The organism is Shewanella sp. MR-4 (assembly GCF_000014685.1).
GTDB lineage: Bacteria > Pseudomonadota > Gammaproteobacteria > Enterobacterales > Shewanellaceae > Shewanella.
The window spans coordinates 3,005,483-3,030,315 of sequence record NC_008321.1; the positions used below are offsets into that span (position 1 = coordinate 3,005,483).

General features: G+C 49.4%; 23 protein-coding genes and 1 pseudogene. 8 read left to right on the plus strand and 16 right to left on the minus strand.

Annotated elements, in window-relative coordinates; translation table 11 throughout:
- Positions 1–10 precede the first annotated feature (10 nt).
- Positions 11–985 carry an AAA family ATPase gene (locus SHEWMR4_RS13265; RefSeq protein WP_011623274.1) on the minus strand — a complete coding sequence of 325 codons (975 nt, stop codon included), beginning with the start codon at positions 983–985 and terminating at the stop codon, positions 11–13.
- A 370-nt stretch (positions 986–1,355) separates the two neighbouring features.
- On the opposite strand from SHEWMR4_RS13265, the gene SHEWMR4_RS13270 reads away from it, so the two are divergent.
- The 7 genes and pseudogenes from SHEWMR4_RS13270 to SHEWMR4_RS13300 all read left to right on the plus strand — a co-directional run bounded on the left by SHEWMR4_RS13270 (position 1,356) and on the right by SHEWMR4_RS13300 (position 5,687).
- Complete coding sequence (locus tag SHEWMR4_RS13270; protein WP_011623275.1) at positions 1,356–1,820, plus strand: hypothetical protein; 465 nt, start codon at positions 1,356–1,358, stop codon at positions 1,818–1,820.
- Between the two features lie 79 nt (positions 1,821–1,899).
- On the plus strand, positions 1,900–2,355 hold the full coding sequence (locus SHEWMR4_RS13275) for a hypothetical protein (protein WP_011623276.1): 456 nt from the start codon (positions 1,900–1,902) through the stop codon (positions 2,353–2,355).
- 105 nt (positions 2,356–2,460) lie between these two features.
- A complete protein-coding gene (locus SHEWMR4_RS13280; protein WP_041408805.1) occupies positions 2,461–2,835 on the plus strand; it encodes a hypothetical protein in 375 nt (124 codons plus the stop codon).
- Positions 2,836–2,885: 50 nt separating this feature from the next.
- Positions 2,886–3,549: pseudogene (locus SHEWMR4_RS13285) on the plus strand (CatB-related O-acetyltransferase).
- 169 nt (positions 3,550–3,718) lie between these two features.
- Positions 3,719–4,555, plus strand: a complete 837-nt coding sequence (locus SHEWMR4_RS13290; protein WP_011623279.1) for an AraC family transcriptional regulator — start codon at positions 3,719–3,721, stop codon at positions 4,553–4,555.
- Between the two features lie 137 nt (positions 4,556–4,692).
- A complete protein-coding gene (locus SHEWMR4_RS13295; RefSeq protein ID WP_227499256.1) occupies positions 4,693–5,388 on the plus strand; it encodes an AzlC family ABC transporter permease in 696 nt (231 codons plus the stop codon).
- Complete coding sequence (locus tag SHEWMR4_RS13300) at positions 5,385–5,687, plus strand: AzlD domain-containing protein (protein WP_011623281.1); 303 nt, start codon at positions 5,385–5,387, stop codon at positions 5,685–5,687. The genes SHEWMR4_RS13295 and SHEWMR4_RS13300 overlap by 4 nt, the downstream gene beginning before the upstream one ends.
- Here SHEWMR4_RS13300 and SHEWMR4_RS13305 read toward each other — a convergent pair.
- From SHEWMR4_RS13305 to agaR, 7 genes are all read right to left on the minus strand, one after another.
- Positions 5,677–7,035 carry a sugar MFS transporter gene (locus SHEWMR4_RS13305; protein ID WP_011623282.1) on the minus strand — a complete coding sequence of 453 codons (1,359 nt, stop codon included), beginning with the start codon at positions 7,033–7,035 and terminating at the stop codon, positions 5,677–5,679. The genes SHEWMR4_RS13300 and SHEWMR4_RS13305 overlap by 11 nt on opposite strands.
- Positions 7,036–7,156: 121 nt before the next feature.
- On the minus strand, positions 7,157–8,326 hold the full coding sequence (nagA, locus tag SHEWMR4_RS13310) for an N-acetylglucosamine-6-phosphate deacetylase (protein ID WP_011623283.1): 1,170 nt from the start codon (positions 8,324–8,326) through the stop codon (positions 7,157–7,159).
- Positions 8,316–9,242, minus strand: a complete 927-nt coding sequence (agaK, locus tag SHEWMR4_RS13315; protein WP_011623284.1) for an N-acetylgalactosamine kinase AgaK — start codon at positions 9,240–9,242, stop codon at positions 8,316–8,318. The genes nagA and agaK overlap by 11 nt, the downstream gene beginning before the upstream one ends.
- A 20-nt stretch (positions 9,243–9,262) precedes the next feature.
- Positions 9,263–10,423: a D-galactosamine-6-phosphate deaminase AgaS gene (gene agaS / locus SHEWMR4_RS13320; protein ID WP_011623285.1), complete on the minus strand. Its 1,161-nt coding sequence runs from the start codon at positions 10,421–10,423 to the stop codon at positions 9,263–9,265.
- Positions 10,424–10,430: 7 nt separating this feature from the next.
- A complete protein-coding gene (locus tag SHEWMR4_RS13325; RefSeq protein WP_011623286.1) occupies positions 10,431–11,717 on the minus strand; it encodes a class II D-tagatose-bisphosphate aldolase, non-catalytic subunit in 1,287 nt (428 codons plus the stop codon).
- 5 nt (positions 11,718–11,722) lie between these two features.
- The gene (locus SHEWMR4_RS13330; protein WP_011623287.1) at positions 11,723–13,093 is read right to left on the minus strand and encodes a Gfo/Idh/MocA family protein; all 1,371 of its coding nucleotides are present in this window, start codon (positions 13,091–13,093) and stop codon (positions 11,723–11,725) included.
- Between the two features lie 12 nt (positions 13,094–13,105).
- Positions 13,106–13,903 carry a transcriptional repressor AgaR gene (gene agaR, locus SHEWMR4_RS13335; protein ID WP_041408806.1) on the minus strand — a complete coding sequence of 266 codons (798 nt, stop codon included), beginning with the start codon at positions 13,901–13,903 and terminating at the stop codon, positions 13,106–13,108.
- A gap of 322 nt (positions 13,904–14,225) precedes the next feature.
- Between agaR and SHEWMR4_RS13340 the strand changes: the two genes are divergently transcribed.
- Positions 14,226–17,081, plus strand: coding sequence for a TonB-dependent receptor (locus tag SHEWMR4_RS13340; RefSeq protein ID WP_011623289.1), 2,856 nt, complete (start codon positions 14,226–14,228; stop codon positions 17,079–17,081).
- Between the two features lie 47 nt (positions 17,082–17,128).
- Here SHEWMR4_RS13340 and SHEWMR4_RS13345 read toward each other — a convergent pair whose 3' ends face one another.
- The 8 genes from SHEWMR4_RS13345 to oleD form a co-directional block, all read right to left on the minus strand.
- The gene (locus SHEWMR4_RS13345; RefSeq protein ID WP_011623290.1) at positions 17,129–17,827 is read right to left on the minus strand and encodes a helix-turn-helix transcriptional regulator; all 699 of its coding nucleotides are present in this window, start codon (positions 17,825–17,827) and stop codon (positions 17,129–17,131) included.
- Between the two features lie 110 nt (positions 17,828–17,937).
- The gene (locus SHEWMR4_RS13350; RefSeq protein WP_011623291.1) at positions 17,938–18,387 is read right to left on the minus strand and encodes a GyrI-like domain-containing protein; all 450 of its coding nucleotides are present in this window, start codon (positions 18,385–18,387) and stop codon (positions 17,938–17,940) included.
- 169 nt (positions 18,388–18,556) lie between these two features.
- Positions 18,557–18,940: a VOC family protein gene (locus SHEWMR4_RS13355; RefSeq protein WP_011623292.1), complete on the minus strand. Its 384-nt coding sequence runs from the start codon at positions 18,938–18,940 to the stop codon at positions 18,557–18,559.
- A gap of 153 nt (positions 18,941–19,093) precedes the next feature.
- Positions 19,094–20,815, minus strand: a complete 1,722-nt coding sequence (locus SHEWMR4_RS13360; protein ID WP_011623293.1) for a phospho-sugar mutase — start codon at positions 20,813–20,815, stop codon at positions 19,094–19,096.
- 262 nt (positions 20,816–21,077) lie between these two features.
- Positions 21,078–21,383 carry a hypothetical protein gene (locus SHEWMR4_RS13365; protein ID WP_011623294.1) on the minus strand — a complete coding sequence of 102 codons (306 nt, stop codon included), beginning with the start codon at positions 21,381–21,383 and terminating at the stop codon, positions 21,078–21,080.
- A gap of 438 nt (positions 21,384–21,821) precedes the next feature.
- Positions 21,822–22,805 carry a TerC family protein gene (locus tag SHEWMR4_RS13375; RefSeq protein ID WP_011623295.1) on the minus strand — a complete coding sequence of 328 codons (984 nt, stop codon included), beginning with the start codon at positions 22,803–22,805 and terminating at the stop codon, positions 21,822–21,824.
- Positions 22,806–23,275: 470 nt separating this feature from the next.
- Positions 23,276–23,515, minus strand: a complete 240-nt coding sequence (locus SHEWMR4_RS13380; protein ID WP_011623296.1) for a DUF3624 domain-containing protein — start codon at positions 23,513–23,515, stop codon at positions 23,276–23,278.
- A gap of 76 nt (positions 23,516–23,591) precedes the next feature.
- Positions 23,592–24,719 carry a 2-alkyl-3-oxoalkanoate reductase gene (oleD, locus tag SHEWMR4_RS13385; RefSeq protein WP_011623297.1) on the minus strand — a complete coding sequence of 376 codons (1,128 nt, stop codon included), beginning with the start codon at positions 24,717–24,719 and terminating at the stop codon, positions 23,592–23,594.
- Positions 24,720–24,833 lie beyond the last annotated feature (114 nt).

Below are 24,833 nucleotides of genomic sequence, written 5' to 3' on the forward strand. Positions count from 1 at the left end.
TTAATCCTCTTTAGTTGGAGGACAGAGTCCTCTCAGACCATGTTTTTAAAGCCGATGATATGATAGAACGCATTTGTGAACTAGGTTGAGTAAGCACATACTTGCGAAGTATCACTCTGCCAAACTCTTCTATTTCAGCAAAGTTAGAGCCATAAAGCCTTTTAGATAAAGTCTCATAAGCATATTCCAAAGAGATATCATGTCTTTTCTCAAACGCTTTAAACCATGACTCTATTTGAGACCGAGTTGGTTGAGGAACTTCTAATCTCAATTGAAAACGACGCCATACAGCTCTATCAAGTAACTCAGAGTGGTTTGTTGCAGCCATAACAATAACATGGCTAGGAAGGGAATCAACCTGCATCAACAAAGAGCTAACTACACGTTTGATTTCACCTGTTTCATGCGTATCCCCACGCTCTTTACCTAAAGTTTCAAATTCATCAAACAACAATACACAACGCCGTGTAGCTGCGTAGTCGATTACTTTTTTAAGCCTAGAAGCGGTCTCACCAAGGTAAGAGCCAATGATCCCCTCATAACGAACAACCAGTAAAGGAACCATCATTGACTCTGCAAGAGCCTCAGCAAGAGATGTTTTACCATTACCAGGAGGGCCGACTAAAAGAACTCGGTTTCTAGGCTCTAAGCTGTAGGAACGTAATAAATCAACTCTAGACTGCTCTTCAACCAATTCATTTAAAGATTCCTTGACCGAGTCTGGCAGTATAAGGTCTTCGAATCGAAGTTTAGGTGAAATCTCATCAACGAGAGATGATACACGATTATCTTTAGCGGTAGGCGTATCTACTGTAGAGTTAGATGTGCTGAGCTTTACCAACTCTTGTTCTAACCTATCCGCTATAACGTGATGTCTTTTTTGCCTTTCATCAGCTATCAGAGACTCTACAACTCTCTTAAATTGTATCTTATCTCCCATAGCCCCAGCTCTTACTAAGCTGATGATTTTATCTGACTTTGCCATTTACAGCTCACTCCACACAATCATTTTATACACAAACTCCAACTAAATACTTGATTATGAATGGAGCAGCTAGGAGTGTATGGCGTACATATTCAACCTCAAAAATTTTCATGAATGAATTAAAAACACATGGCGATATTAACACACAAAAAACCTAAATAGTGATGAATCTAATTGACTATATTCGTAGTTATTGTTTAACAAGACACCCATTGTTAACTTCTTGAAATGCCTTAATTGTTGATAACAAACCATCTGCCATACCAACGGCTTAGCGGGATTCGGGTGCAGGGGTGAAACCCCATGACCTCGCTGTTGGTTTTTACACCACGACAGAGTAATCTAGCAAAAATCAACAATGGGGTGTTCTATGGACAGAAAATCATTATTGCTAGTGACACTTATCCTGCCTTTTTCGGCCAATGCCGCCGTATACCAATGTGCCGATGGGAAATATCAGGCCGATCCCTGTGATGAAAATAGCCAACCCGTAGATCTCAGCGGCGTCGGTAGCGTGGTTAAAGGCCCTGATATTGCCCATGCAAACGCTGTTACTCACTCGGATAAAAAACAAGAAATAACCGATTTTATTGATAAACAACGCATTAGCCGTGAAATCACTAAACTAGAGAACGACCGAAAACTCATTATCGACCAAAGGGATAAACGTATTGTCGAGCTGAGAAACGATAGAAGTTACGCCAATAACAATCTTGCCGGAGCAACTTGGGAGCAAAGCTTAGCGCAAGAAATGTCGGCTGTGGCGCAGCAAGCAGATACACAGGTTGCGTCTATCGATAGGCAGATAGAACAATTACGACTCAAGTTAAAGTAGAACAAACACAACCACTCACACTTTCCCATTCGTAAATACACAAGAACAAATACAAAATAACCAATGCAAAGGAGTTGCGATGAAATACTATTTATCGATGTTGCTCACCCTCTGTTGTCTGCTGAGTTCCTCCGCAAATGCGAGCCAAACTTGTGATGCTGAGTGCCAATTACCGCAAATTCACGCCTACTTTAAAGCCTTAGATAAGGTCAGCCAATCGGGTTCTAGCGAACAAGATGTCGATGATTTTCTGGGATTACTGCATCCGAAGGTGAATTATATCCACCTAGAATACGGTGCTAATTTTGATAGGGGCAGTTGGCGTAGCGCCTTTATCCGCAATATTGCTCGCGGCGCCTATCAACAACCAAAGGAGCAGCGGGTATTAAATTACATTGTGGGTAAGAACCATGTCGCCGTCGAATACGCCCACGGCAGCATTCAACCCGATGGACAATGGCAACAAGAGCAGCCCCTACTTGTCTTATTTGGCTTTACCGATGGCAAAATATCCCTTGTAAAAGAGCTCTGGTAAGGCTTGTGCGATAAAAAGGGGAAACCGATACAGGCTTAGGGTTGAAAGTATCGATTAAACCATTGGATAAATGTTTTAAGACACCTCACATGACAAGGAATGGCGATGTATTTTATTGCGGCTTTTGGCCTATTGATGCTGTTATTCAGCCTTGTTATGGTCGTCAGGCCTGCGGCGTTCGCTAACGGTATCATTGCATTTAGCGAGCAGCCCTACTTCCATATTGTTGAAGTCGTCAGCCGAATTATTGCGGGTGTGATTTTTATCCAATATTACGCCGACACCCGATTTCCACAGCTCATTCTTGCGATAGGCATTGTCTTACTCTGTGTGGGAATAGGCTTGGCATGCACACCGCCAAGTCAGCATCGTAAATTTGCCCTATGGTCAGCCCAAGCGTTTAAAAATCAATTCCGCTTAATCGGTGTTGTTTCCGTCCCGCTGTCTTTGCTACTGATTTATGCTGCTGGCGTTGCCTAAAACTCATTGATAATCCAACTCTTAGCCATTAAATAATCAGGGAGACAAACATGCCGACGCATTCTCCATCCCAACTGGGACCTAACCCGAATGACAAATCCCCCTTAAAAGGATTTCCTCAGGTGGGGTTTCATTAGCCGTGACACTATTATCGTCGGCGATTACACCTATTACGATGACCCTGCAGGGCCCGAAAGATTTTAGTCAAATGTGCTTTATCACTTTGACTTTATTGGCGATAAGCTGATTATTGGTAAATTTTGTGCCATTGCACGGGACGTTAAGTTCATTATGAATGGCGCCAATCATCAGGTATCGGGCTTTTCCACTTATCCCTTTTATATCTTCGGCAATGGCTGGGAGAAGGCAACACCTAAGCCCGAGGATTTACCCTTTAAGGGCGACACCCGCATTGGCCATGATGTGTGGATAGGCTATAACGCCACCATTATGCCCGGCGTCAACGTCGGCCACGGCGCCATTATCGCCAGCCAATCCGTGGTCACTAAGGATGTGCCGCCCTATGCCATCGTCGGCGGTAACCCTGCGACTGTGATTAAGTTGCGATTCGAGCCCGAGGTAATACACAAGCTACTCACCATTGCGTGGTGGGATTGGCCGATTGAGAAAATCAGCGAGCATCTACCTGCCATTGTGGGCGCCGATCTTAGCCAATTAGCCCGCTTAGCGGATGAAATACACACGCAGCCGTAACCGTTGACGGCAGAAAGCGGTGCCCAAAACTTCCCCGAAAACACGGCAAAGCGCAATTTTGTACAAAAGTGTCGAGGCGTTCTGGGTTACTATCTGGCAAAACAAGCATTAAACGCCTTGGTCTTGATAAACGCACTCACCCATTCATCCAGTCGATAAAGGAGGCCGAATGAACACTGAACATGCGGCCTACCACATCGCCAATGAACTTGGGGGGCTTGAGCTACTTAACGCCCACTACCATAAGCAAAATTTTAGTCGCCATACCCACGAAGGTTACACGGTTGGCGTGATTGAAACGGGCGCTCAGCGTTTTTATCGCACCGGTGGCAACCATGTGGCGCCAAAGCACAGCATTATTCTTGTCAATGCCGACGAAGTACATAATGGCTGTAGCGCCACCGAGGACGGCTGGTCCTATCGTGCTATGTACCCCGTCCCCGCCCAATTTGCCAATATCACCCAAGAGTTCACTTCAGCTCGCGGCGCGCCCTATTTCCCACAACCCGTAGTACAGGATCCCGAGCTTGCCGAATTGCTGCGCCTCACCTTTAGCACCTTAGATACCTCGGACAATCGCCTACTGCGCGAAAGTCTGGTCTATTCGAGCCTGACGCAACTTATGGCGCGCCATGGCCGTAATTATCCCAGTGAAAACTTGGGGGCAAACGCTAAGCCTGCATTAGCCTTGGTGAAATCCTTTATTGACGATCATCCCGCGGCCGATATCTCCCTCGAAGAGTTGGCCACACTCGCGGGATTAAGCCCCTATTATTTGCTCAGACAATTCCAACGTTGTTATGGTCTGCCGCCCCACGCCTATCAAACTCAGGCCAGAGTCAGACTGGCAAAACAGAAAATCGGCCAAGGGATCAAGCTGCTAGATGTCGCCATGGAGTGCGGTTTTCATGATCAGAGCCATTTAAACCGCCATTTTAAAAAGACTGTCGGGCTCACCCCAGGGCAATTTGCCAAGGGGATCGGCCGCAATATTATCCAAGCTTAAGCCCTGATTTTACGTTAGCCTTAACCCCTTATATTCTTTTTATCCCAGCGTTGTGAGGAGCCAGAGTGTCAGAGCCGTATATTGTCCACACCCATTCATCCAGTAAGACCAAGGCCTTTTTCAAGGGCACACTCGCCATGTTGCCACTCACCATTGCCGTTGTACCTTGGGGGATCCTCGCAGGCTCATTCGCGATTGAGGTCGGACTAACACCAATAGAAAGTCAGGCCATGTCAGCGATTATTTTTGCAGGTGCCGCGCAATTGGTCGCGCTCGGCATGGTTAAGGCGGGGATTGGTCTGTGGAGCATTTTAATCACTACCTTGCTGATCACCTCGCGTCACTTGCTGTACGCCATGGCGATGCGCAGCCAAATCAGCCCCTTACCACTCAAATGGCGCCTCACTCTGGGCTTTTTATTGACCGATGAACTCTTTGCCATCGCCAACCAAGGCAAGCTGCATAAATTCGATCCTTGGTACGCCTTGGGCGGCGGCCTAAGTTTTTACCTCGGTTGGAACCTCGCCACCCTCCTCGGCATTATCGCGGGCAATGCTATCGATAACTTAGGCAAATTAGGGCTCGACTTTGCCATTGCCGCGACCTTTATTGCGCTTGTAGTCCCGACGGTGAAAAAACCATCAATCCTAGTCTGTGTACTGGTATCGCTCACCTTAGCTGTGGTGTGCGCCGTGCTGGATATTCAGGCGGGACTGTTAATTGCCGCCCTATCGGGGATGAGTGCTGGCGTGCTCTATGCCAAACTCACGGGCGAGGATAAGCCAGCCCCCCAAAATGACACGACTGCCACCCAAGCTGAGGAAACACTATGATCTGGTTAATGATTTTTTCAATGGCGGCGGTGGTATTTATCAGTCGGCATTTACTGCTCGAGCCAAAACTGCCGCTAAGGCTGAGTAAAAATACCCAGACCTTTTTGAGTTATTCGGCGCCCGCCGTACTCACGGCCATCTTTGCACCTATCGTATTTGTGCAGGAGGGAAAACTCGATTTAAGCTTAGATAACAGCTACTTGATATGCGCTGTGGTCGCAACAGTATTAGCATTTGTCACGCGTAATACCCTATTGACCACAGTGCTGAGCATGGGACTTTTCTTTGCTATTCATTAACCATAGCAGTGCTAGAGGCCACTTTGGCCGTTAACTTATGGCCCCAAATGGCGTAGTAAAAAATTAAGCCGTAGCAAGGTAACAGTAAGAAATACGCCATTTGGCTGTCACCTTGGCTATGGGCGATGTAACCATAGAGCAGTGGCAGAATCGCACCGCCCGCAATCCCCATGATCAGTAGCGCCGATGCCGTGGCCGTTAAGCGCCCGAGTCCTTCAAGGGCTAATGGCCACACCGCAGGCCATACCAAGGCGTTTGCCAACCCAAGCAGGGCTAAGTAAAGCACGGGATCGGGCACGGGTAAGACGCCTAACCAACCGAGTAACAGCTCAGATAAACCTTGGCTTTGACTGTCGCTGAGCAAGACCCCAAGGGTAAATAACAAGCCCGCGACGGCCGAACCCACTAATGCCGTTTGCTGGCTGATCCATCTTGGGATCAGCACGATTCCGAGCACATAGCCAAGTACCATAAATCCCATGGTGTAGGAGGTCATCATGCCAAAGTGGGCAACCCCGAGTCCTTGACTAAATAGTCCTATGCTATCACCGGCAATCACCTCGGCACCCACATAACAGAAGAGTGTTAGTGCCCCTAAGATCACCTGCGGAAACTGTAAAATAGCCTTCCAATCGGCTTGAGTACGCTCGACTCGCTCACCTAATTCGGGCTCTGGCAGCGGTGAAAACCACACAAAGGCCATCAATCCCAGTAGTACAAACATCATCATTAAATAGGGTTGTACTAAACGATTGGCTAATTCCGTTAACGCCAATTCGCGCTGCGCTTCGGACAGGCTGGCCAATGCCGTTTCACTGTAAGGTTCCATGCCCGTTAAAATCCAGGCAGTAAAGATAATTGGCACAATAAAGCCCGCGCCCTTATTCACAATCCCCATTAAACTTATCCGCATTGCCGCACTTTCCCGTGGGCCAATACAGACAATGTAAGGATTGGCGGCCGTTTGCAGCAAGGTTAAGCCCGTGCCCAACACAAATAACGCCAAGAGGAAGGTCGCAAAATGGCCGACCAAAGCCGCCACAATAAACAAGCCCGCGCCTGCCGCCATGATCCCTAAACCTAAGGTCATGCCCATCTTATAGCCAAGACGCGTGAGGATGGATGAGGTCGGTAGCGCCATCACAAAATAAGCAATGTAAAACACAAAGGTGACTAAATAGGCTTCAAACTCATTCAACTGACAGGCAATTTTTAAAAATGGGATCAAGGCACCATTGAGCCAAGTCACAAAGCCAAAGACAAAAAATAAAATCCCTATCAATAACATAGGAATAAAACTGCCCTGCGGTGAGGCCGTGGCTTGGGTACTGTCGGACGTGAATTTCATCGTTTCACCTTATTGTTATTTTGCTTGTTGAATGGGCAATGAGTTGAGTACTTATCTCCCCAACTAATGCCACTTTAATTATTGTTTTAATTGATATATCGATAACTTACGCAAACCGAGCCTACTCGGCTTGATACAGCAACTCACCCGCAATCCAGACCGCTAAGACCCTGTGCTCGTCATCGAGCCAGACCCAATCTGCCTGCTTACCTTCGGCTATATCCCCCAATTGCGGCCGCTGAATAAAGTCGGCGGGCGTGCGCGTCGCCATCTGCACTGCGTTGCTAAGGCCAAGATTGAGTTCGGTGGCGGCATAACGCACCGCGCTTGCCATATCCAGCACTGAGCCCGCTAAGGAGCCATGCAGATCCCTCAGCGTCATTCCTTCACGAACCACTTTACCATCGAAGAATTGAAATTCCGTTTGCTCGCTCCCTAAGGGCGACATGGCATCGGTAACCAACATCAGGTGCTCAGTTCCCTTTGCTCGCCAGGCCGCCAGCGCCGAGATGGGATGCACATGTTGACCATCGAGAATAATCCCGCAGTAAGTGCTTTCACTGGCCAATGCCGCGCCCACCATTCCCGGTTCGCGGGAAGTCAATGCCGACATGCCGTTGTAGAGGTGGGTAAAACCCGATGCACCAGCCTCAATGGCCTTAAGGACGGTATCGCCTTGGGCATTCGAATGCCCAAGGCTGACAATGGCGCCGGAGGCAACGAGGCGTTTGATTTGTTCAGGGGTGACTGATTCTGGCGCTAGGGTGATGAGCCTAACACCGAGATCTTGCCTTAAGTAAAGCTGCCACTCGCGCTCAGTGATGCTGCGTAAATGTGCGGGAGGGTGGCAACCGCGTTTTGCGACCGACAGATGCGGGCCTTCAAAATGGATACCGATAATCCCAGGAACTTGGCAAACCATAGCTTCGGCCACCGCATCGGCCGCCGCCTGCATCACCTCAATATCGTCGGTGATCACCGTAGGTAACATGGCCGTAGTGCCAAACTGGCGATGGGCCTGCATCATCAGCCTTAAGGTTTCCAGCGTCGGTGCATGATTGAACATCACGCCTCCGCCACCATTGACTTGAGTGTCGATAAATCCCGCCACTAGCGTGCCAGAGGTCAATCGGTAATGTGGTTTATCCGCTGTCCACTCTGCCGATATTGAGGTTTTAAGGCCGCGAATAATGCCATCCGACACTTCAATCGTGCAGTGCTCAGCAAGTTTGCCTTGAGTTAGCACCTTAGCACCGTCGACTATCAGCTTAAAATCCGTATTAGGCTTCATAGCTTATCCCCGCATCGAGCCCGTGGCCGAGCAAGGCCGCGCCGCGCACGCCACTGGCCGAACCAAAGTCGGCCAATTTAAATTGCGGCAATGTCACACCATCAAAAAGATGCGCCTTGGTCGCTTGGGGTAAGGCAGCGAGAATTTCTTCCACCTCGGATAACCCGCCGCCCAACACGATAATATCCGGGTCCATCGCCAGCACTAATGAAGCCATTAAGCTTCCGAGAATATCCATATAAGTCTCAAAGGTTTTGATGGCGAGCGGGTCGTTTTGCCGCAGTGCACTCAGCCATGCAAAGGTATCGGCCGTTTGCCCCGCGATATCTTGGTAGAGTCTGCCAAGCCCAGTGCCTGACACATAGGTCTCGGCGCAGCCCTCAAGCCCACAGCCACAGGTATAGAGCGGCAGTTGATGTCGACGGGCAACATAGGCGCTCACGGCTTGATGGCCAAACTCTCCGGCGAGTCGATTTGCACCGAGATACAATTTGCCATCAATACATAAACCACCGCCAGTGCCCGTGCCGAGAATCATCCCCAGTACGCGGGAGTGTCCCCTGCCCACCCCAAGTACCGCTTCTGAGAGGGCAAAACAGCGGCAATCATTACCGATAGCCACGGTTCGATTGAGCAACTTAGCAAGATCATGGGCAACACGGCGTTGATTAAGGCAAGGCACATTACTCGAAATCACAGTCCCGTCGGCTTTCACCACCCCGGGCAGCGCAATCCCAACAGTACCGCGCTCACCACATTGCTGATCCGCCTTTTCGATTTGCTCGGCAAGCGTTGCCATAAAGGCACTGTAATCCTGCCTAGGAGTACTTAAACGCCACTTATCCTGTAGCGCTAATTGAGTATCAAAAATCGCTAACTCAATCTTTGTTCCACCTATATCTAAACCGTAATACATGCCCTTGCCCTTATTTATATTTATTTTACAAAGGGATATACATTGACACCCTGCACAACTCGATTGACTTGCCCCGTAGGACAAGGATTATCCGGCGATACTTTAAGTTGAATCGCTTTATAGATGGCTAGGATTTGACACCACAAAATAAAAGGTAATCCCAACCAGACTTCGTTAAGCCCGCGGCTGCCAGTTAACAATTCTTCGGAGAGCGTCAACACTGATAATGCTTGATTATCTCGCTTAAGCTCTTGAATTAAATCGTTATCATATTGGCGAGTATAGGGAGCCGATGACACCATCACTAGCACTTGCGTATAACTATCGACTAAAGATTTTGGCCCGTGGCGAAACCCGAGCGGACTCTCATAGGCACTTACCACTTGCCCTGCGGTGAGTTCAAGGTACTTAAGCGCCGCCTCTTGGGCGATGGCTTTAAGTGGCCCGCCTCCGAGGAACACGACCCGCTTGCTAGGCTGCTCGGATTGCAGACGAATTTCAGCTAAGCGCTCAGTTAAGATGTGCTCGGCCATCTCGATGCATTGCGCTAGCGCCTGAGGGTTTGGCGCAAAAATCAACAAGGTTGCCAAGTACATACAGGTAAAGCTGCTGGTCATGGCAAAACTCACGTCGTGGGTTTCATCGGGCAACTTATACAAGTAACAATGGGATTTGTCGGCGCAATAGTTGGCGAGCTTTCCCTGACCATTACAGGTGATCGCCAGATGGTAACAATCATCGACCAATTGCTCCGCCAGTTCGACCGCCGCCATACTCTCGGGGCTGTTTCCCGAGCGGCCATAGGAAATCAGCAGTGTGGGAATATTGCCTCGCAGATACAGCTCTGGGTGACTCACGATATCCGTGGTGCTGATGGCTTCCACTTGTTGGGTTGCCAAAGGTAAATGCTGCTGAATATGGGCCGCGAGCACATCACCTATATAGGCCGACGTCCCTGCCCCAGTGAGGATAATCCTTAACTGCGGCTTTGCCAGAATCGGCGTTAACCAAGCTGCAATTGTGCGATTATCACTGTGCTGCTCGCTCACTTTGCGCCACATTTTCGGCTGCTGGCTGATTTCCTTCGCCGTCCAAAAGGCGCCATATTGGGTTAATTGCTCTGCACTCAATAACAGGTTGCTATCTTCATGTTCGAATGGAGAAAGAGGACTGGTTAACATCAAAATATCATCCCTTTAAAGGTGATTGCATCACAGGAAGCTGGCAGGCATTGGCGTAATCGGCCAATACTTCGGTAATTTTATGCAGTACGAGTTCACGGGCCGTGGGCTTAAGTTCCCCTGCCAAGACCGCCGTATACTGGTTCGGTAAATACTGGCTGATCAGCGGCAGAGGAATGCTCTGGGCTAAGTTGCTCAATAGCTGCTCGACCTTGTTTTGCAGGCTCGGCCAGTAGTAACGCACTCGATCACTAAAGCTAAAGCCCAGTTGCCACTTCAATGCCTCGTTGTCGGCATAAAACCCTTGCCAATACTTAGGGTTATCTCGCATCAACTCAAAACAGCTTTGGCGTAAATCCGAGCATTGCTCGGGCTGGCACAGCACATTTTCGATATGGGACAGGGCAAACAAGGCCTCCCGCAGAGCAAAGGTAAGCTGTGGGCCCACTTTTAAAATCGCGAAATGCTGCTGCACTAAGGCCTGATATCCCATGCTGAGCTGATAATCGGTCGAATGCGCCTCAAACACTAATCTGGGATAACTGCGAATGAACTCACTTTGGGCATGGGTTGCCTCGGGTTCGAACAAATGCACTTGGCTGTTATCAAACTCCACCCCAGGCTGAACCACAACCGCAATCACCTTTTGCCACACCTCCTCTCCCAGCCCTGCCGCAGTAAAGGCATCGCGGTGGCAATTTAAGGTATGTTCAATGGCACTGACAGGCGTGACCGCAAGTTCGGCCTCCATCTCACTCACACCGCCGGGCGCGGGCACTTCGGTGCCTATCACATAACAGAGCGCTTGCTCGGGCGCACGATGGGCTTCGGCCACCGCACAGAGCCGCGCCGCACGCGCCGCGATAAGTTCATCCGCTAAGGGAAGCACATCACCGCCACAAGCCATGCTGGTGTCGAGGTGGATTTTGGTAAATCCCGCCTTAACATATTCGGCGATAAGGTTTTCCGCCAATTGCATCGCCTCTTCGGCGGCTTGCTGGCACCAAACGACGGGGCCTAAGTGGTCGCCGCCAAAGAGTAATTGTGAAGGTTCAAGGCCAAGTTCAATGGCCATTTGAGTGACGAAGTCGATGAAATCCTGTGGTTTCATCCCGGTATAACCGCCAAACTGATTCACTTGGTTGGCGGTCGCCTCGATAAGTAAGGGCGTGCCATTCGCCTTTGCCTGCAATAGCGCCGCCTGTAACACCAAGGGCTGGGCCGAGCAGACGGCAAAAATGCCCGCCTGCTGACCTGCTTTATTGGCGTCAATGATAGTTTGAATCACTGACATAGCGCTTACCCCACAATGCCGAGGGGTTTCGCGGTTTGCCAGACACCACGGGTAAAGTCTGGGAAGTCCTTGGAGTTACCCCGGTCACCGACTGAGGCCACCGACAAGGGGAATACCGCCGACCATGCCGCGCCGTCGTACACATCCTGATCCAGTGCCTCGCCATTGCGTAGGCAGTAAATCATCCGCCAGCACATCAAGAAGTCCATGCCACCGTGGCCGCCATTCTCCTCCGCCTCTTTGCCCATACGGGTCCACAGAGGATGGTCATATTTGGCGTACCATGAATCCATGTTTTCATCCCACTCGTGATAACTGCCAGAGCCACCGTTTTCCAGCGCGATACGATTAGGGAAGCCACCAAACACGCCGTTTGTCCCTTGGATCAGGTTATGGCGGCTATAAGGACGAGGCGTGGTCGTATCATGCTGCACCATGATGCTGCGGCCCTTCACAGTCTTGATCAGACTGGTATTCATATCGCCACCGATATATTTCAACTGGTTACGCTGATGATCCGCTGGGAACTCACGTTTGGCATAGGCGGCGCGGCCTAAGGAAGGAGAGCTCACAGAGGTTAAATAGTCTAAACGGTCGCCACGGTTGATATTCATATACTGGGCGACAGGGCCTAAACCATGGGTTGGATAGAGGTTGCCGTTGTATTTAGCATGGTAAGCCGTACGCCAAGAGCCTGTTTTACGGTCGATTTCCTTCATCTGCCAGCGCAGTTCGTGGATGTAGGCCGCTTCACCGTGGAGCAGTTCACCAAACAGGCCTTGGCGCACCATGTTGAGCACCATCAACTCATCACGGCCGTAACAGACGTTTTCCATCATCATGCAGTTACGCTGGGTCAGTTCGGCGGTATCCACCAGATCCCACAGCTCTTCAATCGTGCCCGCCATCGGGACTTCGACGAAGGCATGCTTGCCCGCTAACATGGCTTCTTTCGCCATGGGGTGATGCCAGGCCCATGGTGTGGCAATCACGACGATATCCACATCATCACGGTTTAACAGATCGCGGTACGCATGGTCTCCCTTGCTAAAATAGGCAGGTTTATCACGCCCATATTCGTTAATAGCTTTTTCAGCGCGGGCCAGCACTAAGGTATCGGTATCACAGATGGCGGTAATGCGGGCACCTTCAATACGGCTGAAATGATGCACAAACCCAATGCCGCGCTCACCCACCCCGATTAACCCTACTCTAACCTCATCCATCTTGGGCACGACCAGCCCCATCACAGATTTACCCGCAGCCTTAGGTGTTGTGCCTGTAGCACGTTCACTGCTGGCACAGGCCGCAAGGGCCGTTGCCGCAGCGGTTACCATAGAAGCCTTTAAAAACGAACGACGATCAAAACCCGACATAGTAATTCCCCGTTATAAATTAGCTTTCTCAATGAGGTGTAATTGCACACCTTGTTTAGTTAATTCATCAACATAGCGCTCTGGGATCCCGGTATCTGTCACTAGGCGCGTAATACGGCGACTGCTGCAAATAACGTGGAATGCTTGTTGATCAAACTTTGATGAGTCAGTCACAACGATAATTTCACTCGCTATCTCACACATCATTCGGTTGAGGCTGGCCTCTTTTTCAAAGTGAGTGGTTAATCCCACCCGCAAATCGAAACCATCTACCCCTAAAATCAACTTGTTAAAGTTGTAATCCCGCAGGCTGTTCTCGGCGATATTGCCGTAGAACGACAGGGATTTTTTACGTAACAGCCCGCCGGTTAACATCACCTCCACTTCGTCAGCCTTAGCCAATTCGGTGGCGATATTCAGGCCATTGGTCATCACGATCAGATCCTTATGCTCCATCAGGTTCGCCGCCACCTGTTGGGTGGTCGTCCCCGAGTCGAGCAATAAGCGATCGCCGTTTTGCACCAAGGCCGCCGCGGCCTTACCTAACTCTTGCTTTAAGGCCGAATGGCAACTGCCCTTCTCCTTCAGTGATAACTCCCGGATCAACTCGCTGTTGACCATAGCGCCGCCCCGGGAGCGCACCAGTAACTGCTTTTGATCCAACATGGCTAAATCGCTGCGGATCGTGACTTCAGATACCCCAAAGTGTTCTGCGAGTTCGGCAACAGAGACCTTTCCCTGTAACTGTGTCATTCGCACAATTTCCTGCTGCCTTTCTATCGTGTTCAAAGTACTCACAAGCTTCTCCATTCTTTCGATTAACTATCGATTGAAAGGTAACACGTCGAGAACAACTTTCAAACACTTTCGAAACCACTTTTCGCCATCACAAAAACAAATAACAAAATTAACAATAACTTACGAAGTTTTAGCTCAAGTTTTTACCATAAGTTGATTTTCATCATGCATGAATGTGAAACTTTTTGAAAGTATTTTTACATTTTTTTATTGATCGATTACAGAATTTAACGCTATAAATAAGACTTCGAAAGGTTTGCGCAGTTTCTTTCGCTTTCGAAATTGTATTAAAAGACACGGCAACGACCGTGCATCACACTCATGCGGGGATACTATGAAACTCTTAACCACCAAGCCTGCCGCGATTGCCCTAGCCATCGCAGCGGCTCTGACAGCAACTCACAGCGCTGCCAATGAAATACCAGCAGAGCAACAAACCGAAACGAAAGAGCAAGTTCAACCGAAGGACACTGCGCAAACCCAGGATGCTGAAGTCGAACGCATTCAGGTAACAGGGATCAGAAACAGTATTAAGGAAGGGATGTTCCTAAAGCAGAATGCCGTGAGCGTAGTCGACCTTGTGGTCGCCGATGACATTGGTAAATTTCCAGATGAAAACTTAGCCGAGGCGCTACAGCGCATTCCTGGGGTGACCATTACCCGTAACGGCGGCGAAGGACAAAATATTCTGGTTCGCGGCCTTGGCGATGGTTATAACGTCACCACCCTCAATGGCCGTAAATTGGCCTCAGAAAATGCAGGCCGAGACTTTAACTTCGACACCATCGCCTCGGAGCTGGTAAACGTGCTGGCGGTGTATAAATCACCCGAAGCCAGACTGACCGAAGGTGGCATTGGCGCTATCGTCGATATCCAAACCCGTAAACCGCTGGATTTAGAAGGCCGTACCATTCAAGCCTCCGCCAAGGGGATTTACGAGTCCCGTACCGAGGATATTCACCCCCACGCCTCACTGATCATCGGTGATAAGACGGATGACGATAGTTTTGGTGCGCTGGTCTCGGCGGTATATTCCCGTAAAACCCTGCGGGCAGACACCTATTCGGCCGAAGGCTTCTTCGATGAAGATGAAGGCTGGGGCGTCGACAGCGCCGGGGTGCCGGTCGATACCAACAATAACGGCGTGATCGACCCAGGTGAGATTTATGCCTCTAAGATCCCAAGCTATATGTATTTTGCGAACGCCCAAGACGTGCGTGAACGCGTAGGTGGCACGCTCGCTCTGCAATGGCGCCCATTGGATAATCTCGACATTAACTTCGACGGTCTCTATTCACGCTACAACACCGATGGCCATAAATACCAAATCGGCTTCGTGAACTACGACGAAGAATGGACGCCGGGCACACCGCTATTTACCGACGCCATATTTGACGATCAGGGCCGTGTGGTGAGCATGAACCAAACGGGTGACAACACTATGGTTGAATTGCTCAACCTCAGTACCCCAAGAAAAACCGATACCTACCAAATGGGTCTGAAGGCCGACTGGTATGTTATGCCCAATTGGTCGATTACCGCCGATGTCGCCTACTCCGCCGCGCAAAATGCCAATAATGGCGATAACCGCTTCGTGGTTGCCCGTGGCTTTGTCGATGGCATCGACATCGATTACACCCGTGGCAATATGCTGCCCGATGTGGTGATTAGCCCAGGTCTGAGTGCCGATCAAAAATACGGCGCCCACTACAGCCGTAACAGTGGCGTCGATGTGGACGATAAAATTACCGACATCAAACTGAACAGCCAATACATTCCCGATGAAGGCATCATCAGCAAGGTCGATTTTGGCGTCAATTATGTCAAGCAAGTGAAAAAGCAGACCGAATTTGCCTCATCCAATTCCAGCCAATTTAGCCGTGGTGGTTATTACCTGACACGCGATGGTTATACCTTCGATAACAGCACTGTCTTTACTCAGGGCGAATTTGAACTGTTCCAAATTCCTTCGAGCGTATTTGTGCCCGCCAACTTCGATAACTTCCTCGATGGTGAAAACAGCATCTCCCCAGAGCCTTGGCCAAGCTTCGACTATGACAAACTGCTTGAATACTACCGCAGCATTAACCAAGAAGCGGCGGATAAGAGCATTGTCGCTAGCCTCAATAAGGCTGGCAGCTATGAAGTCACAGAAGCAGTGACCTCCGCCTATGTGCAGGTGAATATTGAAGAGGAAATTTTCGATCTGCCGTATATGTTGAACTTAGGCCTCAGAGCGAGCCAGACTAAAGTCACCTCCGACGGTTATGCCTACGATTTGGCTAAGGTTGAGTTAGACAGTGCCGGCCAACCCACCAACAATGATTGGAAAAACGTTGTTCAAACCAGTTACGACGATAGCTATACCAATGTGTTACCGAGCATGAACTTTAAGCTCAATCTGCAGGATGATTTGCTGCTACGAGTCTCCGCCGCTGAAGTGTTAAGCCGCCCATCACTCTATGCGCTGCGAGTGTGGGCTGCACCGAGTTTCACGACCCGTGAGAATGGCTTACCGACATTGACACGCGGTAACCCAAGCGTCGCCCCCGAAAAGGCGCGCCAAGGAGATATCTCCCTCGAATGGTATTTCCACGAGAGTAGCTCACTGAGCGGTGCCATTTTTATCAAAGACATTGAATCCTTTATCACCGACGACAAAGGGCCTCAAATGGTTGAGGGGACAGAATATTATGTTACTCAGCCCGTATCGGGTAAGTACGGCGCCAAAGTGCAAGGGGTGGAAGCCGCATGGCAGCAATCCCTCGACGAATACCTGCCAGAACCCTTTAATGGTTTAGGTTTCCAGCTGAACTACACCTATGTGGACAGCAGCTATGATGATCCCGAAATCGATGCGAAAGGCTTACCCTTTAAGGGCATGTCGAAAAACTCTTACAACGCCGTCCTTTACTATGAGCAATACGGTCTGCAGGCCAGGGTTGCCTATAACTGGCGCAGTAAGTTCCTGGTCGATCCCGAAGCTTGGGGTGGTCCAGCTTGGATCCAAGATTACGGTCAGCTCGATGCTAGCGCGAGTTATGACATTTTTGAAAATGTGTCGATTTTCGCCGAGGCTTCTAACCTGACCAATAACCGCTATTCGGGTTATGTGAAGTATGAGGACCAAGTGAATTACCTAGAACGTTTTGGCACCCAAATCGCCCTCGGGATCCGCGGCAGTTTCTAATAAAAATTCATAAAGTTAATCACCATAAAGCCACTCTATAAGTGGCTTTATTTTTCGGCTTCACGCTCGCGCATCTGGGCGTCCATCAGACAAATATAATCCTCTAACTCCTGCCCCGGCGTCGGTTCAAAATGTCGGTTAAGCCTTAACAATCCGGTGATACGATCGACCCGAAAGTTGCGAAAATCTTGGCGTAATTCACACCAAGTCAGCAAGGTCCAAGTGCCGCGCCAAAAATAGATGGCGAGCGGCCGCACTTCGCGCTCGGTCAGGGCTTTATTAACATCTTGATAGAAGAGTTTGACGTACTCACGGCGTTGGGCCGCATTACGCAGCGGGTCGAGAAACTGAAACTCGTTGGAATCTAAATAAAAATCCGGTGAAAACATCAAGGATTGATAAGCTTGCAAACGCTTAGGTAGCACGGCTTCCACTTTTATCATCGCCTGACGCGCCGCACTGCCAAGCTCTTTGCCACCCCATGTTTGCACCATACGCATGCCAACTTGAATCGCTTCTAATTCGGCCTCGTTAAACATCAGTGGCGGCACATTCACTTCGTGGCGCAACAGATAGCCCACACCCGCCTCCCCTTCAATGGGAATTCCGCTCAAACATAAATCCTGCACATCGCGGTACACGGTGCGGGTCGAGACTTCTAAACGATCCGCCAGTTCTTGGGCGGTCGTTAATCGTCGATGTTTAAGAATTTGCACTATTTGAAATAGGCGGTCGGCACGGCGCATGGACAGTAATCACACCTCAAATTGGCTTTGCTGCGAAAGTTTAGGGATCTTAACCGCTAAAGCTTACCCGCCCAAGCGATACTGTATTGGCAAAGTGTTATGGATCCGGCCTACACGATCCCGATATAAATCTCGACCTTATCGGCGCTTCGATAGACCTCAAAGTCCGTTTGATAATCACGCTGATGCGGACAATCAGGTGCACTAAAGTAGCGCCAAATCTGTCCCCAAAGATCAACCACACAGTGGGGCATTTCCCCTTGTGCACTGAACTTAAGGTAGTTTCCTTCTCGTAGCTGTAATGCCGTAAAAGGGCCGGTCTCGCTGACAGACTCAACGCTTTTCCCCACTAAAACCGAATAATCTCCCGTCATATCCGATTCATAGTCGTAGTAAACCCCATACATGGGAGAATCGAGCATCGCCGTGAGTTGTGATGATTCAAAGAATGTCTGCCAAAGCGCTGCAATCTTGCCGCCCTCACCCGCCATTTCGCTGCTATTGTTGGTGCGCGTACTCAGTCCAAGCATAGGTTGAGCCGCCATAAAAACCTGTTCCATTATCCTTTACCTTCATCACTGAAATTTGCTGTTACTTGTTTAAGGCTATCGCGGGACGTTATTGCATATCGCTCTTATCCGCAGAACTGACTGTATCCACTCGAATTAAAGATCGGCGTAAACATCAGTACCAAGAGCCGTGCCAAGGCACGACTCTGCAGCGGTTACATTACTGATTTTGCGACCAGAGGCCGACCTTGTTGCCTTCGCTATCCACGAACAGGGCGATGTAGCCACAACCGCCGTCTTTGATAGGCGTCACAGGCAATAGCATAGTCACATTGGCGGCCACGAGTTTATCCACTAAAGGTTGCAATTGTGCACTGAAATGCAGGTATACAGTGCTACCTTCCATCGACGGTTTGCTCATGCTGCATTTAACGAGGCCAATGCTGGCTGCACCTTCCTCCTCTGTTACGAGCGTCGCGTATTGCATGTCTTCCATATCGTCACGTTTAAATTCAACGCCGAAATGTTGTTGATAAAAAGCGATGGCACGATCCATATCACTGACAGGAATTTCACCCCAGACTAACGGTGCAATTGATAACATTTTCACTTTCTCCTTGTTGAAAAATGCCGATGATTCATCATGTTATAAATGTGATTCACCAGCGGACGACAACAAGAATAAAACAAGGCTACTGACAACATCATGTCAGTAGCCTTTGAGTGAAGCTGATTTTATTGAGTGCGCTAAAAGCGCTTATTTAGGTAGGCTCGCCTGATGGGCTGAAATAAACGCCTCCATCGCCTGAGTTGCCCGAGCTTGGGCGCTGGCCAAGGTGTCTTGCGCCGTCATAGGCTCGACCACCTCGTAATAGCACTTGATTTTTGGCTCAGTGCCCGATGGCCGTACTATCACCCGCGCGCCATTGGCTAAGCGATAGGTTAATACGTCACTGGCGGGCAGATTGATTTTCTCGACCTTGCCATCGGCAAAACGGCGCTCTAACGCCTTGAGATCATCGGTCGACACCACGGCATGTTCACCAATTGCCAGCGGCGGATGTTCACGCAGATAGGCGCCGATATTAGGCGTGTCGGGTTTTAAGGCAATGCTAACTTGAGCATTGAGATGGAAACCCTGCTCGCGGTATATCTGTTCGAGTCTATCCCAAATGCTTTGCCCTTTGGCGGCAAGCTCGGCGGTTAATTGGGCGAAGGCGACTAATGCCGATAGGCCGTCCTTATCCCACACCATGTTACCGACGGTGTAACCCAGCGCCTCTTCGTAGGCAAACAGGAATTGATTATCAGGCTGAGTCTGCGCAATCCCCACATTCATCAGCCATTTAAAACCGGTGAGCGTGGTATAACTTTCAACGCCAAAGCCTTTGGCGATTTTAGATAATAGACTGGAGGACACAATGGTGGTGCCCACCAGACGTTGGTCTTTCGCGGCATGGCTTAACAGATAATGGCCAAAGAGCACGCCCACTTGGTCGCCCGTTAGCATTTGATACTCGCCATCATCCTTACGTACAGCAACCGCGAATCTGTCGGCATCGGGGTCATTGGCGCAGGCAAGCATAGCACCATGCTTTTTCGCTTCGGCGATGACTAAGTCCATCGCACCTTTTTCTTCCGGATTCGGGAAATTAACCGTTGGGAAATCGCCATCAGGTTCGCGCTGCGCCGCCACCGAATACACTTGGGTAAAACCCGCATCCTTGAGCACGGTTTCAGCCATTTCTGCGCCCACTCCGTGCATCGCGGTATAGGCAAGACTGACTTTTTCAGGCGCGGTGTTATTTTGCAGCACATTGGCGTGCATCACGCCGCGGCGATAGGTTTCGTAATAATCGTCCTGCAACCAGATAAGCTTGCCCTGTTTGGTCGCCTCCACCTGATCCATAAACGGAATTGCTTGGGTTGCCGCCAGCTCAATTTGAGCGGCGATACCTGAGTCATGGGGCGGGATAATCTGCGCGCCGTTTTCCCAATACACTTTGTAGCCATTGTATTGTGGCGGGTTATGGCTGGCGGTCACCACAATACCGGCGGCGGCATTAAAATGCTTAACCCCAAAGGCCACCAGCGGCGTTGGTGCCACTTTGGCGGTGAGGCGCACTTTAATCCCCATCGCGGTGAGCACACTGGCGGTATCATGGGCGAAAGTGCGTGAATCGTGACGGCCATCGTATCCAATCACGACTCCGCGCTCGGCAGCATCTTTAATTTGTTCAAGTAGATAGGTACCAAGCCCTGCAGACGTTTGGCGGATAACCAAGCGATTCATGCCCATAGGACCTGCGCCCACTACACCGCGTAATCCGGCGGTTCCAAATTCTAAACGTCCCGCAAAACGTGCCTCGAGTTCGGTGTCATTTCCGGCGTCGATTAAGGCTTGCAGTTGTGCCTGAGTGCGGGGATCTGGGTCATTTTCGAGCCAATGCTTAACCTGTAATTGCAAATGGGTATTCATAGGGGGCCTCAGTGAAAATCATTTTCAATCACCTTAGGAAAATCCATGCCGAAGAACAAGCGAATTTGCACTTTTCGCGGCGGATTTAAGTGTAAAGAGGGAGAGTGTAACTAACTTAGGAGAGATGAAGTAACGCAAAAAAGCGGATTTGTTAACCCTGTTAATCCCCATGCAACAGCCTGCGCAACAGGATTCTGTGGCGCGTTGAAATGACTCACCAATTCAGGCCCAATTGCACTGATACAAGCCAAGGATTGCCGTCTTAACGTAGCAAATTAATCGACACTACGTTAGAAAACAGCTCCTTTTCAGAGTCCTGCTCCAATTGATTGCGCCAAGGTTTGTCACATACCCGTACAAGATAATAAGTATCCCGCCCAGTGTCAGTCACAAAAGCAATGCCAAAACGCATCAACTCGTAATGAATATCATGGACAAATACCAATGAAAAATTTTGGCGCCCGGTCAGCTGATTGATATCTTCTCGGGTTAAACTCACGCCCTTTTCCACACCCTCGAAGCGTTTCATTAACCAATGAGCGAATTCCTTCGCACTCACCATAGACATGATCTTTCTCCTCGTAGTACGAACCTCGGCGACAACGGCCTGGCTCGCTATCAGCTATTCGCTTATTTGTATTGATGGCGTGGCGCAATGGCCAAGATCTCTGAATGAGCCCAACAGTTACTCCATTCAGGGAGATAATGAGCTAAGCCACAAAGTTGATGATGCTAATAATTTATTGTTATTAGTACAATTTGATGAAAACAGACGTTTTATTTCTGACTCGATGCAGTGCAAGGCAAAGCATTACTCAGGTAGAAAAAAGCCCGAGCCAAACATCTGTCTATACGAAAAATAGAACAGTTTGCACACTTTTACCAAACCGAAAAACCGTAAATGGAAATTATTTCATCGGCAGATGACGCAGAGAAGGCGCCACACAGATAAGGGATAACCAAAGGAAAACTGGCGCCCTAGGCGCCAGTTTTATCTATAAAAACATTAATCTGCTTTCTGCTCGCGCGTCTTCCACAGGGAGAATAGAACTCCCGCCAGCAAGAGGCCGAAGGTGACGCCAAGGGATAAGGCCGTAGGGATCTTAAAGTCCACAATACCTTCATGATTAAAGTACACCAGTCCGACTTTCACGCCGATAAACACCAACACGACCGACAGTGCGTACTTGAGATACTCGAAACGGTGCACCATAGCAGCTAGGGCAAAATACAATGCCCTCAGGCCTAAAATCGCAAAGATGTTAGAGGTATAGACGATAAAGGGATCTTGAGTGATCGCAAAAATCGCAGGGATACTGTCCACCGCAAACACCAGATCCGCGGTTTCGACTAAGATCAACGCCAAGAACAGAGGTGTTGCCCACCAACCTTTACTGAGCTGATGCTCCTCTCCCCTTACCCAAAACTTCTCTTTATGTAGGCTTGGGGTAAAGCGCATTTTAGAGCGTAACCACTTGTAAAACTTATTATCTTGGATATCACCATGCTCATCATCGGAGAAGAGCATCTTAATACCCGTGAAAATCAAAAACAGGCCGAATAACACCAACACGCCTTGGTATTGCGCCACCAGCGCCGCGCCTAAGCCAATCATAATCGCCCGTAGCACGATAACGCCCATGATCCCCCAGAATAACACCCGGTGTTGATACAACCGGGGAATGCCTAAGCTACTGAAAATAAGCGCGATAACGAAGACGTTATCCATAGATAAGGATTTTTCGATAAGGTAACCCGTGAGGTATTCCATCCCCGCGGTCGAGCCCTTGTACCACCATAACCAAGCGCCGAACAACAGCCCCATACAGATATAAAAGGCCGATAATTTAAGGCTCTCTGCCACGGTAATTTCATGTTGCTCTTTGTGTAGCACACCTAAGTCGAAGGCTAACAATGCCAGCACAAAGCCAAAAAACATTAACCAAACCCATATCGGGTAACCCACAAATAGCGTGGTTAAAAACTCCATAACACTCCCTAAAATCTAAAAATACCGAGTTTTCTCGGCCTCATCGCCACGTTCGATCTTAGTACTTGGCGATACCAAAAACAGTGAAACAGGGTAAAAACCTTAAAATGTCAGATTAAAATTTGTTTAAACCCATACTCATCAGCCAAAACAACTCGTTACACTAGACTCTACCATCAGAGCATTTGTCGTACTCACATCAGATTTAAGCCTAGTACTAACACTCACGGGTTCACGGAGTAAAATAATCGCGTGAGCTCATCACTATTCACGCCTTAACTAGCACCAATCGACAGTATTTTTCGCTAAGACGATAAAAAGCGAGCTGTTTCAGCGCACTGTGTAACACTTGAGCATTAAGCGAAAATGAAAAAGTTCGCGGGCAAGAATGGCCGTTTGAAATAGCGTAAATGACGAGTGTGACCGCTCACCACCAAGGATAAAAAGGAGATTCGATGAGAAGTGAAAAACTATTCGCGACCGAGCAGACGACGCGCGACTAATACCACAAAATGTAGTAACAACAGGCCACTAAAGGCTAAGCAGAAAAACAGTAAGGCGATGGAGTTGACCTCTCGAGGAGTGTCACTGTAGAGATACCACCACAAAGGCCAACCGATAAGCGACAGCAGCGTCAACTGCCACATGCAGCGTTTGCAGCGGCCAATCTTTTGCCGAAATATTGAAGTATTACAATCGTCGCACGCCATTAACGCTCTAACCCATTAGATTACCGTGACGGCATAAGATAACACGAAGCAGACTCAACCCCCGCTAAATAAAGCACTAGAGCGATGCCTTAAGACGCTTCATCCCCTCTTCTATCGACACTAGGGCGTGATAGCCAAAGTCCCGTTTTGCTGCACTGATATCGAAATAATGGCTACAGGAAAGCTGTTTAGCGACAAAGCGCGTCATTATCGGCTCTTCTTGCTTTTTCAGCAGCCGATACGCCGTTTCTAACACTGTGCCCACCACATAGGCCAGCGTCTGTGGCACTCGCTTAGTTACAGGCGCAAGTCCATCGCAGGCTAAGATGAGGTTCAGCATCTTGGCCATAGTCACAGGCTCGTCGTTACTGACAAAATAGGCTTTTCCTTGGCACTTTGGCGAGACTTGGCAAAGCTCCACGGCAGCCAGAATATGGGCATAGGCGGCGTTATCGATATAAATGGTATCGACCAGTTTATCCTCGCGCCCCACCAGCTTGAGTTTACCCAAACGACCACGGGCGAGCACCCGTGGCACCAAATGCGGATCATTCGGCCCCCAGATTAAATGCGGCCGCAGGGCGACTGTCTTTAACGCAAACGCCGACGTTGTTGTCGATGCTTGATTAGCATCGAGCATCATTTTCTCGGCGATGGCCTTGGAATGGGCATAATAATTTAAAAAGCGGCTGGCGTAGGGCGTTGACTCATCGATACCCGATTCATCCTCGCCCGCAAAGGTCACGCTTGGAGTGCTGGTATAGACTAATTTACCAATTTTAAGCGCCTTACAAGCGGCAATCACATTGGCGGCGCCCTTCACATTGGGGCAAAAATAGCTGTCTCTATCGCCCCAGACACCCGCCTTTGACGCCACATGAAATACGATATCACAGCCCTGCATCGCCTGTTTAACTTGCTCTGGATTGACTAAATCCCCCTGCACCATAGTCACGCCAAGGGCTTCAAGCTCAGGGTAATGGCAGCGGGCAAAGCCTGTGACCTTAATACCGGCTGCGATTAAACGCTGACAAATCGCCTTCCCCAAAAATCCGCCCGCGCCAGTGACAAAGGCATGGCTGATCTTAGTCGCTAAGGCATTAAGCGCGACTTGCTCACGCGGCTCAAAGCCTGCTTGGACGAGATTATCGCAGCGGCCAGTTTGCGTCGCATCGGTTTGGAGAAGAGAAAAATTGTCGGTCATATCGCGATTCCGTGACAGTGAGTGTCATCTTAGTATTAAATTCAATGATTGAGTGCAACAACGCACAACTCGCGGCAAAGCATACCGCGAAAGAACGGCCTAAATATCGACCCT